The organism is Variovorax sp. Soil_C_26 (genome assembly GCF_057657075.1).
In genome coordinates this window covers 1-14,173 of record NZ_JBDGJC010000023.1, presented here as the reverse complement: position 1 = coordinate 14,173, position 14,173 = coordinate 1, and the positions used below count along the sequence as shown (strand labels likewise).

The window sequence follows — 14,173 nt, the reverse complement described above, 5'->3', positions numbered from 1 at the left end:
ACGGTCAGCCCGACCAACGATGCGCCCACCGTTCCGAACTACACGCTGACCACGCCCGAGGACACGCCCGTCAACGGCCAGGTGACCGGGGTCGACCTCGACGGCGACAGCCTGAGCTACGTGGCGGGCACGCCGCCGGCCAACGGCACCGTGATCGTCAATCCGAACGGAACCTACACGTACACGCCCGGCGCGAACTTCAGCGGCAGCGACAGCTTCACCGTCGTTGTTAGCGACGGCAATGGCGGCACGGCCACCAGCACGGTGGACGTGACGATCAGCCCAGTCAACGATGCGCCTGTGTTCATCGGCGACGACAACAACCCGACGGGCAGTTATTCGTTCTCGTACAACGAAAACAGCACGGAAGCAGACGTTCTGGGTGTCGTCAGGACGACGGACGTGGACGGCCCTTCGGCGACCTACGCCATCACGGCGGGCAACGAAAACGGGTGGTATGCCATCGACGCCGATGGTCGCATCACCCTGACTGCGGCGGGCGTGAGTGCGCAGGCCAACAACTACGAGGCAGGCCCCAACGTCCACGCGTTGACCGTGCAGGCCAGCGATGGCGCCGGCGGCACGAGGGACATCACCGTCACGCTCTCGGAGCAGGACGTCAACGAAGCGCCGGCATTGAGCGCTACTTCTGCAGGCCCGGTCTACGAGGATGCCCTGCCCGGCGGCATCTACGCAGGCACGGACCACTCCGCCGTGACCCAGGGCACTCTCTCCATCGTCGACGACGCGGGCACCGCACCTGCCGATCTTGTCGTGTCGCTCGGCGGCCCCGCCGGCATCACTGCGCAAGGGCAGCCTGTGACGTGGAACTGGGATGCCGCCTCCAGCACCCTGACGGGAAGCGCCGTGATCGGCGGGGTCGTGACCTCGATCATGACGGTGCAGGTGGGCTCTGTGAGCCAGACGACTCCTGGCAATTTTGCTGCCACGTATACCGCGACGTTGACGGGTCCGATGGACCACCCGGCGAGCGGAGAGGACGCGCTGTCCCTCGCCTTCACGGCCACGGTCGGCGATGGCGTGAACAACAGCGCGCCGGCGAGCTTCAACGTCAGTGTGCAGGATGACGCGCCGGTGCTCGGCGACGGCCAGGTTTCCGTGAACGTCGAGGAGCTGCAGACGAATCTGATGGTGGTGCTGGATCTCTCGGGCAGCATGGCCATGGAGGCTCCAACTCGTCTACAGCGTGCCAAGGAGGCCATCCAGAACCTGATCGAGAGCTACGACGATTACGGCGACGTCATGGTCAAGCTGGTGACCTTCAGCACCAGCGGCCAGGCCTACGCAAACTGGATGGACGCGGGAACGGCGATCTCGACGATCAATGCGCTGTCCTCAAGTGGAACGACCAACTACTGGTCCGCCCTGCAGGCAGCCATGGGTGCCAACGGCTTCGATTCCGCTGGCAAGCTGGTCGGACCCGACGTTCAGAACGTCTCGTATTTCTTCACGGACGGCGAACCCAACGCCGGCGCAGAAATCACGCCGACGCGAGAAGCGAGCTGGAGTGAATTCCTGGCCGATCGGGACATCAATTCGTATGCGATCGGCATCGGCAACAGCCTCAACGCTGGACACGCGGCGCAGGTCAATCCGATTGCCTACGACGGCAGCACGGAGCCGGATGGAACCGACAAGGATGGTCTGATCATCAGAGACACCAGCGAACTCGACGACGTGCTCCAAGGCACGATCAGCCCGCCGGCGGTGGGCAACTTGCTGACGGGCGGCCTCGGAGAGGGTCAAGGGTTCGGGGGCGACGGCGGCTACGTCTCGACCATGACGCTCGACGGCGATGTCTATGAATACGACACTGCAACCGGCATCCTCAACGTGACAGCGGACGGCACTGCACCCGACTACGTTTTCGATTCGACTACGAAGACGGTGACGGTGACCACAGAGGCAGGCGGGACGCTGATGGTGGAGCTCGAGACGGGCGAATTCAACTATCAGGCGTTGCCAGCCAACTACACGGAAACCATCACCTACGAGGTCACGGACCGCGATGGCGACGTGAGCAACACCGCGACTCAGACGCTGAACATCACGTTCGGCAGTCCGCCAGTCTCCGCTTTCAGTTTCGCGGCCACGGACTCCCTGGGGCTGCAGGCGGTGGACGCCCTCGAAGCGCCGGACAACGCGGGCCAGAGGGACGATGCCAATTGGAAGACGGACCTGCTGAGCTCCGGCGACAGTTCCGGATCGTCCTTCGAGGGCTTGCTCAACGCTGCCTTCCCGCCGCTGCACACGACCACGGAAGCACACGCTGCGACCGACGCGGGATCGGGCAGCGGAGATTCGCAGACATTCGTTGCGCCGGTTGCCAGCGCGCTTGACGACGAACTGCACCATGCTGCGGCGATGTACGCCTAACGGCGCATGAAGAAGCGCGGCGTTCCGCGACGGCGGCGCTAGCCGCTGGTGGCGGATTCCACCTGTCAGGGCACCCGCTCGACAGGTGGGAGCCTTGCGTGCTTGCCGGTCTGTTCGCCATCGCGCAAGGCAATCGTCCCGATTCCTTTTTCCATTCTTATTCCATGCTTCTTTCTATTACCGGCGCTCCGCGCAAGCATGCGACTGCTCCTGCAGCGGTCGTGGTTTGCCTGCTGGCGCTCGCAGGCGTGGTACAGGCGCAGACGCAGGCCACGCCAACCTCACCCGGCCACCCGCCGGTGTCGGGCGGCGCGGTGCAGTCCGCCCGGTTGAGCCTGCCCCAGGCCATGCGTGCTGCAGTCGAATGGCACCCCAGTGTTCGGACGACCGCGCAGCAGATCCTCCAGGCGACCGAAGGCATCGAGACGGCGCGCGCAGGCTACTACCCCCAAGTACGGGGTGGCATCAATTCGCAGCTGAGCAATCGCAACATCGGCTCCTATGAGAGCCGGCGCCTGAACACAATCGACCTTTCCGTATCGCAAGTGCTCTACGACTTCGGCAAGGTCGCGAGTGCGGTGGATCAGGCGGAAGCATCGGTCGCCGCCACGAAGGCACAGTCCGAGCTGTCCGCGGACGAGGTGGCGCGCGAGACGGCGTTCTCGTGGATCGAGATCCACCGCCAGAAGGAGTTGGGCGAGATCGCACGCGATCAAATCCGTGGGGTTCAGGCGCTGACCGATCTGGTGTTCGAGCGCGCCCGCCAAGGCGCGAGTTCGCGCTCGGATGTGGTCCAGGCCCAGTCTCGCGTGGAGGCCGCGCGTGCGCAGCAGCTGACTGCCGATGCGCAGCTCGCCCGCTGGCGCGTCAATCTGATGCACCTCACGGGCTCTCGCTCGCCTGTCGACATCACCGATACGCCTCCGGCTGCGCTCGACGGGGCCTGTCGGGCGGGCATGGGCACGCAACCGGTCAACCCGCCCGCTGTGCAGCTGGCCGACGCGCAGCGCGAGATTGCCAAGGCGGACCTTCGCGCTGCCGAGGCGCAGCTGTTGCCCACGCTGTCGCTCGATGGGTCGGTCGGGCGCGGCCTGGATGCCCGCTCGCGCCTGCCCGGCGAAAACGGCCTGAACACCACCGTCGGCTTGAACTTCTCCGCGCCGCTCTACGAGGGCGGAGGCAACCAGTCGCGCAAGCGCGCCGCCGCCTACGCGCTGAGCGCGGCAGATGCAGCGCGGGCCCAGGCAGAGCTGGCTGCGCGCCAGGCGCTGGAGGATGCGCTTGCTCAGTCGCAAGGCCAGGTCCAGCGCCTGCCGGTGCTGGCCGCGCGGGTCGACAGCATCCGTTCCACGCGCGACCTGTACAAGCAGCAGTACCTGCAGCTGGGCACGCGCTCGCTCCTGGACTTGCTCAACGCCGAGCAGGAGTACCACGCGGTGCGTTTCGAGCAGGCCGAAAGCGCGCACGAGCTGCAGCGTCTCGCGGTGCAGTGCCTCTACCAGACCGGTCAGTTGCGCGCGATATTCGGCATCGACGATCTGCGCGCCAGCGCTGGCGGGAGCGTGCGATGAACGCCACCGTCTCGCAAACCGGGAACAACGAGGAAGTCGAGGCCTCGCAGGCCGCGACCCCGCGCGGTCTCTCCGGCCTCGCGCATGGCTGGATGGACGCCGTGCTGGCCGTGGCCGCGCACTACCAGCTGGACGCATCGCCCGAACGCATCCGCGTCGCCACCGACTGGAACAGCAGCTTGACGCTGGAGGAGAGCGTGCGTCAGATGGCGCAGCAGGCCGGGCTCACGCTGCGCCACGTGGAGCCTCGCCTCGATGCACTCAGTCCCTGGCGCCTCCCGGTGGTCGTTCAGCTCGACGGTGACCAGGTGGCGGTGGTCACGGCCATCACGGCCGACGGGCTGCGTCTGGCCTTTTGCGGAGACCAGGGCGCAGAAAGCACGCGCACCGTCGAGGAGCTCCAGCCCCATGTGCAGGCGCTCGCCGTGCTTCGTCCGATCCAGTCCGCACCGGATTCGCGCGTGGACGGCTATATCAAGCCGGTCGAGCGCCACTGGCTGCGCCGCATCGTGCTGGCGGACCTGCGGCCCTTCGCGCACATTCTGATTGCGTCGTTCGTTACGAACCTGATGGCCCTGGGTGGCGTGCTGTTCTCCATGCAGGTCTACGACCGCGTCGTGCCGGCACAGTCCGAGCCAACGCTCTGGGTGTTGTTCGGTGGTGTTCTGCTGTCTTTGCTCTTCGCATCGATGATGCGCGGTGCGCGCATGCGCATCACCGATGTGCTTGGAAAGCGCGCCGACCTGCGCATCTCGGACCGCGTATTCGGTCACGCGCTGCGGGTCAGGAACACCGCTCGCCCGCGTGCGACCGGTACCTTCGTCTCGCAGGTCAGGGAGCTGGAGCCGGTGCGCGAAATGCTTACTTCCACCACGATCACGGCAGCGGCGGACCTGCCATTCTTCCTGCTGTTCAGTGTCGTGTTCTGGTTCATCGCCGGCCCGCTGGTGCTGGTGCCGCTGGCGGCGTTCGTGCTGTTGCTGCTGCCGAGCCTGCTGGCCCAGCGCAGGTTGCGCGAGCTCGCACAGGCCAGCATGCGCGAGGCGTCGCTGCGCAATGCGATGCTGGTCGAGGCGGTGCAGGGAATCGAGGACATCAAGGTGCTCCAGGCGGAACCCCGCTTCCAGAACCAATGGAACCACTACAACGCCATCAATGCGGAATCGGGCTTGAAGCTGCGCGCACTGCTCAATGGCCTGAACAACTGGCTGCAAACGGTGCAGGGAGGCGCCTTCGCCGTGGTGATCTTCTTCGGCGCCCCGATGGTGATTGCCGGCGAGATGAGCACAGGCGTGCTGGTGGCCGCCTCCATCCTGGTGAGCCGCATGCTCGCACCGCTGGCGGGCGTGACCCAGGTGCTCAACCGGTGGCAGCAGGCGCGTGTCGCGAGCCAGGGCCTGGATCAGTTGATGCACTTGCCGGTCGACCATGCGCCCGACAGCACGCGCATCCATCGCCCGGCCCTGCAGGGAGATTACGAATTCCGCGAGGCTGCGTTCACCCATGATGGTCGTACGCAGGCGCTCAGTGTCAAGGCGCTGAACATCCGCGCAGGCGAGCGCATCGCCATACTGGGGCGCAACGGCGCGGGCAAGTCCACGCTGCTGCAGGCGCTGTCGGGTCTGCTCGAGCCCAAGGCCGGCATGGTCCTGCTGGACCGCGTGGCCCTGTCGCACATCGACCCTGCCGACGTGCGCCGCGACGTGGCCCTGCTGACGCAGAACGCGCGGCTTTTCCATGGCACGCTGCGGGAGAATCTCACGCTGGGCGCACCGCATGCCACCGACGCCGAGCTGATCGATGCGTTGCAGGCCGTGGGCGCATGGACCTTCGTGCGTCAGCTCTCCGCGGGCATGGACCATCCGGTGCAAGAGGGCGGGCTCGGCCTGTCCGGCGGGCAGCGGCAGAGCCTGCTTCTCGCGCGCCTGATTCTGAGAGAGCCTCGCGTGCTGCTTCTCGACGAGCCGACCGCCATGCTGGACGAAGTGTCGGAGCGAGATGTGCTCAAGACCTTGCGTACGCTTGCCCCCGGCCGGACACTCGTCGTGGCAACCCACCGTCCCGCAGTACTGGACGCTGTCGACCGGGTCATCGTGGTGGACCGCGGCGTCATCGTGATGGACGGCGGGCGCGACGAGGTGCTTGCGCAACTGCGCAAAGGCGCCCCCGCGAGTTCAGCGACCGCCGCGGCCAGGCCGGAGTCGCCGCGGGTCATCCATCGTGTGCAGGTGCAAAGCCAGCCACCGCGAAAGCAGGACGAACAACCAGGGAGCGATGCATCATGAGTGCAGGTCTGACGATCAGGCCTCAGGGCGCCGTGGATCATGCGCCGCGCGCCGCGGGCCTTCCGAATCTGGACGACTACGATGAAGTCCGCGCCAGCAAGTCCGGGCGGGTCGTGTGGCTGGTAGCGCTGCTCCTGGCGGCGTTCTTCGCCTGGGCCTGGTACTTCCAGATCGACGAGGTATCCAGTGGCACGGGCAAGGTGATTCCCAGCTCGCGCGAGCAGCGCATCCAGTCCCTCGAAGGCGGGATCCTGACCGAACTGCGCGTGCGCGAAGGGCAGATCGTCGAGAAGGGCGAAGTGCTGGCCCAGCTCGATCCCACCCGCGGCGAGTCGAACGTCGAAGAGTCCGCGGCGCGTTACCGCGCGGCGCTCGCCAGCAGTGCGCGCCTGCGCGCGGAAGTCAACGGACAGGGCGAGATCAAGTTTTCGGCTGAACTTCAGGATTGGCCGCAGTTGACCTCCTCGGAAGCGGCCCTGTTCCGCTCGCGCCGTTCAGGCCTCGCGGAGACCGTGGGCGGCCTGAGCCAAGCGCTCGGTCTGGTGCGCCGAGAGCTGGAGATCACCCGCTCCCTGGTCGCGAGTGGCGCGGCCAGCAATGTCGAGTTGATCCGCCTGCAGCGCCAGGGCGCCGAACTCGAGCTCAAGATTGCCGAAGCGCGTTCCAGCTACATGGTGCGCAGCCGCGAGGAGCTGGCCAAGGCGGATGCCGAGGTCAAGTCGCTGTCCTCCGTGGTCCGAGGGCGGGCCGACATGCTGGATCGCCTGACACTGCAGTCGCCCGTGCGCGGAATCGTCAAGAGCCTGGACGTCACCACGATCGGCGGCGTGGTGCCGCCCAACGGTTCGTTGATGACGCTGGTACCGCTGGACGACCAACTGCTGGTCGAGGTGCGCATCTCGCCGCGCGACATCGCCTTCATTCATCCCGACCAGGGCGCGCTGGTGAAGATCACTGCCTACGACTACTCGATCTACGGCGGCCTGGACGGCAAGGTCGTGAACATCGCGCCGGACACCCTGCGCGACGAGGTCAAGCCGGAGGTCGTCTACTACCCTGTGCTGGTGCGTACCGACTCGGACGCTTTGGTCAGCAAGAGCGGCAAGCGCTTCCCGATCGTGCCAGGAATGGTCGCCACGGCCGACATCCAGACCGGCCAGAAAACCGTCTGGGACTACCTGACCAAACCGCTGAACCGCGCGCGAGAAGCGCTGCGGGAGCGTTGATTCATCTGCAACCCCCTTCCAATGAGGACCCTTCCCATGAAGTCTTTCCGAACCAATCACATGTCCCGCCTCGTGCTGAGCCTCGCGCTGGCCGCTGGCGCGTCTTCTGCCCTTGCACGGGAGAATCCCGTCGATCCGGTCAGCAATCCGAACAAGCTCGAATATCGGGATGTGGATGCGCGCCGCCCTGACTTCCGCGAGCCCTTCCTGCGCGACGGCGTGGTGACAAAGCCGGCGGCATTCCGACAGATCACAGCCGGTGTGGCAGCGGCTCAAGTTCAAAGCCTGCTCGGACAACCGCTGCGCGACGCGCAGGGGCCGCGCGGTCCGGAATGGGACTACAACTTCAAGTTCCGGCTGCCGCAATCCAGCAACTACCTCGTGTGCCAATACAAAGTCGTGTTCGACGAGGGAAAGAAGGCAGTCCGGGAGACCGTCTGGCGCCGTCAGCAGTGCCTGGACCTGGTGTCCAAGGCACCCGCCAATTGAACCCCGGCGTTCATCGCGCTTGATGCGGGCACTGCAGGGTTGCCTGCATGCCTCTTGACAGAGAACGTCCGAGATATCCCACTCCGGGCGCTTAGGCTTTGACAAGGCACGCGTCCTTGGGATAGGCCAACGCCTGAGGTCTGGTCGTGACGCTGAAGCGCCTCAAGTGCTTCGAGCGCCTGATCCTCCGCATCTTGCTCGACGTCGCGCGAGAAGACGGCCGTATTGCTGCTCACATAGGGACATCGTGGAGATACCCATTCGACACGCTCGTACGCTCGCGAGCGCGAGGCTCCTGCGTCTTCCGGATGTCTGTGGGCAACACTCTGCGGCAAGGCGCTCTGACGCCGGAACGCTAGAGCCCGACCCGAGACCGGTGGTGTCCTGGGGGCACTACGACTTTTCTCTGGACGGCAGCAATCTCGTTTTCGCGAAGGGCCAGAGTATTCACCTTCATCCGCGCCAGTTCGACGTCGCCCTCACGATCTTCTGCAATCTCGAAAGGACCGTCTCCCACGAGACTCTTTTGGAGCTGCACTGGGCACGTTCGCGAGCCGCAAACCGCTCGCGTGCGCTTTTTGCTTGCGTGTCACAAATCCGTTCGCGCTTGAGCCTCGGCGGCGAAAATGAATTCACGTTGCTTCGGACGCGCGGGAGCGGTTACAGGCTGACGGTACAACCGCTGACTTGGGCTTAGTGAATCGCCCCGGATTTGAACTGACCCCCAGAAGTCGCCCTGCGCACCTTCTTTGCGTATACCGCCGTCTTTCTATTTCTGAAGTTCAGTGGACGGCGAGGGATCAGACAGCTCTCGCTGTTCGAGCTGGTCGTGATCCTCACTTTGGGTTCTGCAGCAGGCGACGTGTCGTTTTATGACGATGTACCTGTTATTCCGGTCGCCGTGGTGTTCCTGACGCTCCTGGGGCTGCACCGCATAACAACGTTTGCGATGACCCGCAGCAAACGGATTGAGGGGTGGATGGACGGAAGGCCCATCACCGTTATCGAAGATGGACTCTACAGACTGGATTCCCTCGATGGCCTGAACATGTCTTCATCTGAACTATTCATGGAGCTTCGCCAACGCGGCGTCGAGCATCTGGGGCAGATCCGCCTGGCGATACTCGAGACGGACGGAGACGTGAGCCTCTATTTTTTCGAATGTGCCGATGTGCGTGCAGGGCTGTCGGTGTTGCCGCCCTCGCATCGTGAAGTTTCGCGGCGGATCAAAGCAGGCGGGCTCTACTGCTGCACTCGTTGCGGCTTGCCACGGTCGATCGAAGCGGGCCAAGAGGCCCGATGCTCGCGCTGCAACAACGACACGTGGGCAGAGGCTCTCACTAGGCCTCGCGTTCAATAGCAGCCAAGAGATTCGCCGGAACATCATCGGCTGGACAAACGGCTGTCACGACGTGCAGTCTTGACAACTCCGAAATCTGCGCCGGCTCGGACCACACCTTCACCGAAGTGCGTTGTGGGTGCGGATCGACCCACGCCGGCGAGCGGTGCGTTCGCCTTCAGCGCTCTACTGTGGCAGAGGGAGCCCCGATCGCGGCTTTATCTCTTCCAGGCAGACGAGTGACTTGACGAAGTTGACGCCGGGCAACGCCACCAGACGCTCCGTCAAGATGACGTTGAGTCCCTCGAGGTCGCGGGCAATCACCTTGAGGACATAGTCGAAGTCCCCTGTGACCGAGTGGCACTCCAGCACCTCGGGCATCTGGGCAAGGGTCTGGCGGAAGAGCTTGAGATCTCGCATATGGCCCCGCTCCATCCCGATGTGGACGAATGCCGTCACCTGCAGACCCAGCGCGGCGGGTCGAAGGCGCGCCTCGTACCGGGCAATCACACCTCCCTCGTCCAGACGGTGGTGGCGCCGGCTGCACTGTGCCGGTGAAAGACCGATGGCCTCTGCCATTTCGAGGTTCGACATCCGGCCGTTCTCTTGCAGAAGGCGAAGGATGCGCACGTCGGTGCTGTCGAGCTTGAGCATATGAAATTATATTGCTCGATTCTCTGGATTCATGCAACTCATGATCTTATTTTGCTGCTGTGATGCGGTAAATGAAAGCTCATTCCGCGCCTGGAGCCCAATAATTCCTCTGTTCTTCGACGACAGAACGTCGTACTCCATTCGACGCAATCTGTCATTTTGCCGGCCTCCTGCCGAGCCTGGTCGATCCAACAGCATGGAACTTTCATGAAACGCATACCCGAGCCGTTCCGCATCAAGACCGTCGAGAGAATCACGATGACGACGCGAGAGCACCGAGAGAAGGCGCTGCTCGAAGCAGGCCTCAACCCGTTCCTTCTGCGCAGCGACGACGTCTACATCGACCTCCTCACCGACAGCGGCAGCGGCGCCATGAGCGACCGACAGTGGAGCGCCATGATGGCTGCCGACGAGGCATATGCCGGCAGCCGCAGCTACTACCGGCTTGCCGAAACCATCCAGAAGGTGTTCGGCTACCCCTATCTCGTCCCTGCTCACCAGGGACGTGGCGCCGAGCAGATACTCTATCCCGAGCTCGTCAAGCGGCGGGGTTCCGAACGACCGGTGTTCCTGTCGAACTTCCACTTCGACACCACCAAGGTGCACATTGAACTGGCTGGCGCACGCGCCCTCAACGCGCTCAACAAGGAAGCCCTCGACACCGGGGAATACCACGACTGGAAGGGCAACTTCGATCTGGGCGAGCTTGCCCGGCTCGTCGAAACCCAGGGTGCATCCAACGTCGCGGCCATCGTGGCGACCGTGACCTGCAACACCACCGGCGGCCAGCCCGTCGCGTTGGCCAACCTGCGGTCCGCCTCACAGATTGCGCGCCAGGGCGGCATTCCGATGGTCATAGACGCGACCCGTTTCGCGGAGAACGCGTGGTTCATTCATGAGCGCGAACCGGAATACGCACAGCACAGCATTCCGGAGATCGTGCGCGAGATGATGTCCTGCGCGGACATCGCCGTCATGTCGTCCAAGAAGGACGGACTGGTCAACATCGGGGGTTTTTGCGCATTCCGTGACGACGAGGACCTGTTCCGCGCGGTGCAGGAGCGGTGCGTGGTACGCGAGGGGTTCATCACCTACGGCGGCCTGGCAGGCCGCGACCTGGAGGCGCTGGCCGTCGGGCTGGAAGAGGCGATGGATCCGGATTACCTGCACTACCGGGTCGGCCAGGTCGCCTACCTGGGCGAACGTCTTCGTGCCGAGGGCATCCCGATCCAGCACCCGACCGGAGGCCATGCCGTGTTCGTCGATGCCGCAGCCTTGCTGCCCCACATCCCCCCGGAGCAGTTTCCCGCACATGCGCTGGCATGCGAGCTCTACATCGAGTCCGGCGTGCGGGCCGTCGAGATCGGTTCGCTGCTCCTGGGCCGCGACCCGCTGACCGGCGTGCAGGAGAAAGCGCCCCTCGAGTCGATGCGGCTGACGATTCCGCGGCGGGTCTACACGAACGACCACATGGACTATGTCGCAGACGCACTTGTTGCGGTCGCCCAGCGCGCGGACGCCATCCGTGGACTCGATTTCACCCACGAACCCGAGCTCCTACGGAACTTCACGGCCCGGTTTCGCTGGATGCCCGGGAGCACCGGATGACATCCCCTCCCACGCGCACCGCACGTGTGCTGCCCGAAGCGGCCATCGACGAGCTTCAGACCCGCTTCGGCATGCGCTGCTCGCTCGCGCTTGCCGTGCGTGAACAGCACGGGCGCGACGAGTCTGCGTTCGACGTGCCCCCGCCGCAGGTCGTGGTGTTCGCCATGAGCAGCGGGGAGGTCGCCAGCACGCTGGCTCTGGCAAGCCGATACGACATGCCCGTGATTGCGTTTGGCGGCGGGACTTCGCTGGAAGGCCAGCTGCTTGCCGTCGACGGCGGCATCAGCCTCGACGTAAGCCGCATGGACCAGATCGTTCACGTTGCGGCCGACGACATGTTGGCGGTGGTTCAGCCCGGCGTCACACGCAAGCAGCTCAACGATGCCGTCCGCGCCCTCGGCTTGTTCTTCCCTGTCGACCCAGGTGGCGAGGCGACGCTGGGCGGAATGGCCGCCACCCGGGCCAGCGGCACGAACGCAGTCCGATACGGCACGATGCGCGAGAACGTCCTGGCGCTCGAGGTAGTGACATCCCAGGGCGACGTCATTCGCACTGGAACGCGTGCAAGGAAGTCGTCTGCCGGCTACGACCTGACGCACCTCTACATCGGAAGCGAAGGCACGCTAGGCGTCATCACCGAACTGACGGTCAGATTGAGCCCGCTTCCCGAAGCCATCGCTTGCGCCACCTGCTCGTTCCCAGACATCGGCACGGCGATCCGCACGACCATCGACATCATCCAGCACGGACTGCCGATCGCGCGGGTCGAACTCCTCGATGCGCGCACGGTCGGCATGGTGAACAAGCATTCGCACCTGGCTCTGCGCGAAGCGCCTCTGCTGCTGATGGAGTTTCATGGCTCGCCACAATCCGTGCGCGAGCAGACCGCCATCGTCGAGGAGATCGCGTTGGGTCATGGGGGGTCTGCGTTCGGATGGGAAACAACGCCCGAGGGGCGCACGAGGCTCTGGACCGCGCGGCACCAAGCGTTCTTTGCGGCACTTCAGTCGAGACCGGGCTGCAGAGCCATTGCGACGGATGCCTGCGTGCCGATCTCGCAGCTGGCCGATTGCATGCTCGCCTCCATCGACGACGCAGTGGCAAGCGGCCTTCCTTTCGCGTTGGTTGGTCATGTGGGCGACGGAAATTTTCATTTTGCCTATCTGGTCGACCCTCTCGAACCTCAGGAACTGACGCAGGCCGAGGCCCTGAACACGCGCTTGGTGGAGCGGGCGTTGTCATTCGGAGGCACTTGCAGCGGCGAGCATGGGATCGGGCTGCACAAGCGCGGTTTCCTGTTGGCAGAAGCCGGCGAAGGCGCCCTGTCCGTGATGCGTCGGATCAAGCATGCGCTCGATCCGGGCGACATCCTCAACCCGGGAAAGATCTTCCTGCCGTAGCGCTTCATCGAAGCTGCAACGACCTCGTACCCATTTCTCGATTGGAGCGCACTCATGATCAGGTTCAGCATCTCGCGTATCGCCTTGAAGGTTCTGCGTACGGCCTTCATTTCGTCCATGTGGTTGGCAGCGGGTGCCGCCAGTGCCCAATTGGGAGGCGACGCCCTTCGTCTCCTGGTCGGCTTTCCGCCGGGGGGCGGCACGGACGCCATTGCGCGCGTGCTTGCCGAGAGGCTTGGAGAAGAGCTGGGCAGGCAGGTCGTCGTCGACAACCGCGCGGGCGCGGGGGGGCAGATCGCCGCGCAGATCCTCAAGGGCGCACCCGCCGACGGCAAGACATTCTTTCTTTCCAACGATCACACGATCTCCGTCATTCCGCAGGTGATGAAGAATCCGGGCTTCGACCCGCTGAAGGACTTCGTGCCTGTCGCCGGTTTCGCCAACAGCGTCAACGGCTTGGCCGTCCCAGCGGCGAGTCCCGTGCGCACCATCGCCGAGTACGTTTCGCGGGTCAAGCGGCAGAACGGGACAGCGAATGCGATCGGAGTACCGGCACCGGCCTCCATCCCCGAGTTTCTTGTCAAGGACATTGGCACCAAGTACCGACTCGATCTGCAAGCCGTTCCCTACCGTGGCAGCGGCCCCATGATCCTCGATATGCTGAGCAATCAGATCCCTGCCGGCATCGGTTCGATGGCCGACTTCATCGAATACCACAAAGCCGGGAAGCTCCGCGTCATTGCCCTCATCGGGCGAGAGCGCCAGCCTTCTTTCCCAGATGCGCAGACTTTCAGCGAAATCGGCATGGCCGGTCTCGAGGACCTACCCTACTACGGCTTCTTCGCTCCACGCGGAACGCCACAGGCCGCGATCGACCGCTTCGGTGCTGCCTTGGCCAAGGTGATCGGCACTCCCGCCGTGCGCGATCGAATCACTGCAATGGGATTCTTGGTTGAATTCATGAACCAACGGCAGTTCACCGACCGTGTCCGCGTGTACACGACGCAATGGGCGCAGACCATCAAGGCAAGCGGGTATCAACCGCAATGAGGTTCGCCACGCGACTGGACGGCATCGAGACCTCCGCCATCCGGGAGCTCTTCAAGCTGCTGGGGACTCCTGGGATGATCAGCTTTGCGGGGGGCTTTCCCGACAGCGCGATGTTCGACGTGGAGGGCCTGAAGGAGGCGAGCCAGAAGGCGCT

At 64.4% G+C, this 14,173-nt stretch carries 11 protein-coding genes and 1 pseudogene; 11 read left to right on the top strand and 1 reads right to left on the bottom strand.

What is annotated here, in order from left to right; all coding sequences use genetic code 11:
• The 7 genes from AC3A6G_RS27140 to AC3A6G_RS27110 all read left to right on the top strand — a co-directional run.
• Positions 1-2,397: Ig-like domain-containing protein (locus AC3A6G_RS27140; protein WP_487875062.1), on the top strand; the 2,397-nt coding region annotated here is incomplete at its 5' end.
• 98 nt (positions 2,398-2,495) lie between these two features.
• Complete coding sequence (locus AC3A6G_RS27135) at positions 2,496-3,968, top strand: TolC family outer membrane protein (RefSeq protein ID WP_487875061.1); 1,473 nt, start codon at positions 2,496-2,498, stop codon at positions 3,966-3,968.
• Positions 3,969-4,060: 92 nt separating this feature from the next.
• Positions 4,061-6,253, top strand: a complete 2,193-nt coding sequence (locus AC3A6G_RS27130) for a type I secretion system permease/ATPase (protein WP_487875064.1) — start codon at positions 4,061-4,063, stop codon at positions 6,251-6,253.
• On the top strand, positions 6,250-7,479 hold the full coding sequence (locus AC3A6G_RS27125; RefSeq protein ID WP_487863051.1) for a beta-barrel domain-containing protein: 1,230 nt from the start codon (positions 6,250-6,252) through the stop codon (positions 7,477-7,479). The genes AC3A6G_RS27130 and AC3A6G_RS27125 overlap by 4 nt, the downstream gene beginning before the upstream one ends.
• A gap of 36 nt (positions 7,480-7,515) precedes the next feature.
• Complete coding sequence (bamE, locus tag AC3A6G_RS27120) at positions 7,516-7,968, top strand: outer membrane protein assembly factor BamE domain-containing protein (protein ID WP_487875060.1); 453 nt, start codon at positions 7,516-7,518, stop codon at positions 7,966-7,968.
• A 166-nt stretch (positions 7,969-8,134) separates the two neighbouring features.
• On the top strand, positions 8,135-8,665 hold the full coding sequence (locus AC3A6G_RS27115; RefSeq protein ID WP_487875059.1) for a helix-turn-helix domain-containing protein: 531 nt from the start codon (positions 8,135-8,137) through the stop codon (positions 8,663-8,665).
• Positions 8,666-8,797: 132 nt separating this feature from the next.
• Complete coding sequence (locus AC3A6G_RS27110) at positions 8,798-9,328, top strand: DUF421 domain-containing protein (protein ID WP_487875058.1); 531 nt, start codon at positions 8,798-8,800, stop codon at positions 9,326-9,328.
• A 165-nt stretch (positions 9,329-9,493) separates the two neighbouring features.
• On the opposite strand, the gene AC3A6G_RS27105 is transcribed toward AC3A6G_RS27110, so the two are convergent.
• Positions 9,494-9,961 (bottom strand): Lrp/AsnC family transcriptional regulator, encoded by a 468-nt coding sequence (locus AC3A6G_RS27105; protein ID WP_487863055.1) that lies wholly within the window; start codon positions 9,959-9,961, stop codon positions 9,494-9,496.
• A 207-nt stretch (positions 9,962-10,168) separates the two neighbouring features.
• On the opposite strand from AC3A6G_RS27105, the gene AC3A6G_RS27100 reads away from it, so the two are divergent.
• The 4 genes and pseudogenes from AC3A6G_RS27100 to AC3A6G_RS27085 all read left to right on the top strand — a co-directional run.
• Entirely contained in the window at positions 10,169-11,569 is a 1,401-nt protein-coding gene (locus tag AC3A6G_RS27100) for a tryptophanase (RefSeq protein ID WP_487875057.1), read from the top strand.
• Complete coding sequence (locus AC3A6G_RS27095; protein WP_487875056.1) at positions 11,566-12,969, top strand: FAD-binding oxidoreductase; 1,404 nt, start codon at positions 11,566-11,568, stop codon at positions 12,967-12,969. The genes AC3A6G_RS27100 and AC3A6G_RS27095 overlap by 4 nt, the downstream gene beginning before the upstream one ends.
• 117 nt (positions 12,970-13,086) lie before the next feature.
• On the top strand, positions 13,087-14,019 hold the full coding sequence (locus AC3A6G_RS27090) for a Bug family tripartite tricarboxylate transporter substrate binding protein (RefSeq protein ID WP_487875063.1): 933 nt from the start codon (positions 13,087-13,089) through the stop codon (positions 14,017-14,019).
• Positions 14,016-14,173, top strand: a pseudogene (locus tag AC3A6G_RS27085) (PLP-dependent aminotransferase family protein); the annotation flags it as partial. The gene AC3A6G_RS27090 and the pseudogene AC3A6G_RS27085, both read left to right, overlap by 4 nt.

Bases quoted from the DNA above. Each gene is read 5' to 3' on its own strand.
- AC3A6G_RS27100 (WP_487875057.1), top strand. From the start codon at position 10,169: ATGAAACGCATACCCGAGCCGTTCCGCATCAAGACCGTCGAGAGAATC.
- AC3A6G_RS27095 (WP_487875056.1), top strand. From the start codon at position 11,566: ATGACATCCCCTCCCACGCGCACCGCACGTGTGCTGCCCGAAGCGGCC.
- AC3A6G_RS27125 (WP_487863051.1), top strand. From the start codon at position 6,250: ATGAGTGCAGGTCTGACGATCAGGCCTCAGGGCGCCGTGGATCATGCG.
- AC3A6G_RS27130 (WP_487875064.1), top strand. From the start codon at position 4,061: ATGGACGCCGTGCTGGCCGTGGCCGCGCACTACCAGCTGGACGCATCG.
- AC3A6G_RS27090 (WP_487875063.1), top strand. From the start codon at position 13,087: ATGTGGTTGGCAGCGGGTGCCGCCAGTGCCCAATTGGGAGGCGACGCC.
- AC3A6G_RS27105 (WP_487863055.1), bottom strand. From the start codon at position 9,961: ATGCTCAAGCTCGACAGCACCGACGTGCGCATCCTTCGCCTTCTGCAA.
- bamE (WP_487875060.1), top strand. From the start codon at position 7,516: ATGAAGTCTTTCCGAACCAATCACATGTCCCGCCTCGTGCTGAGCCTC.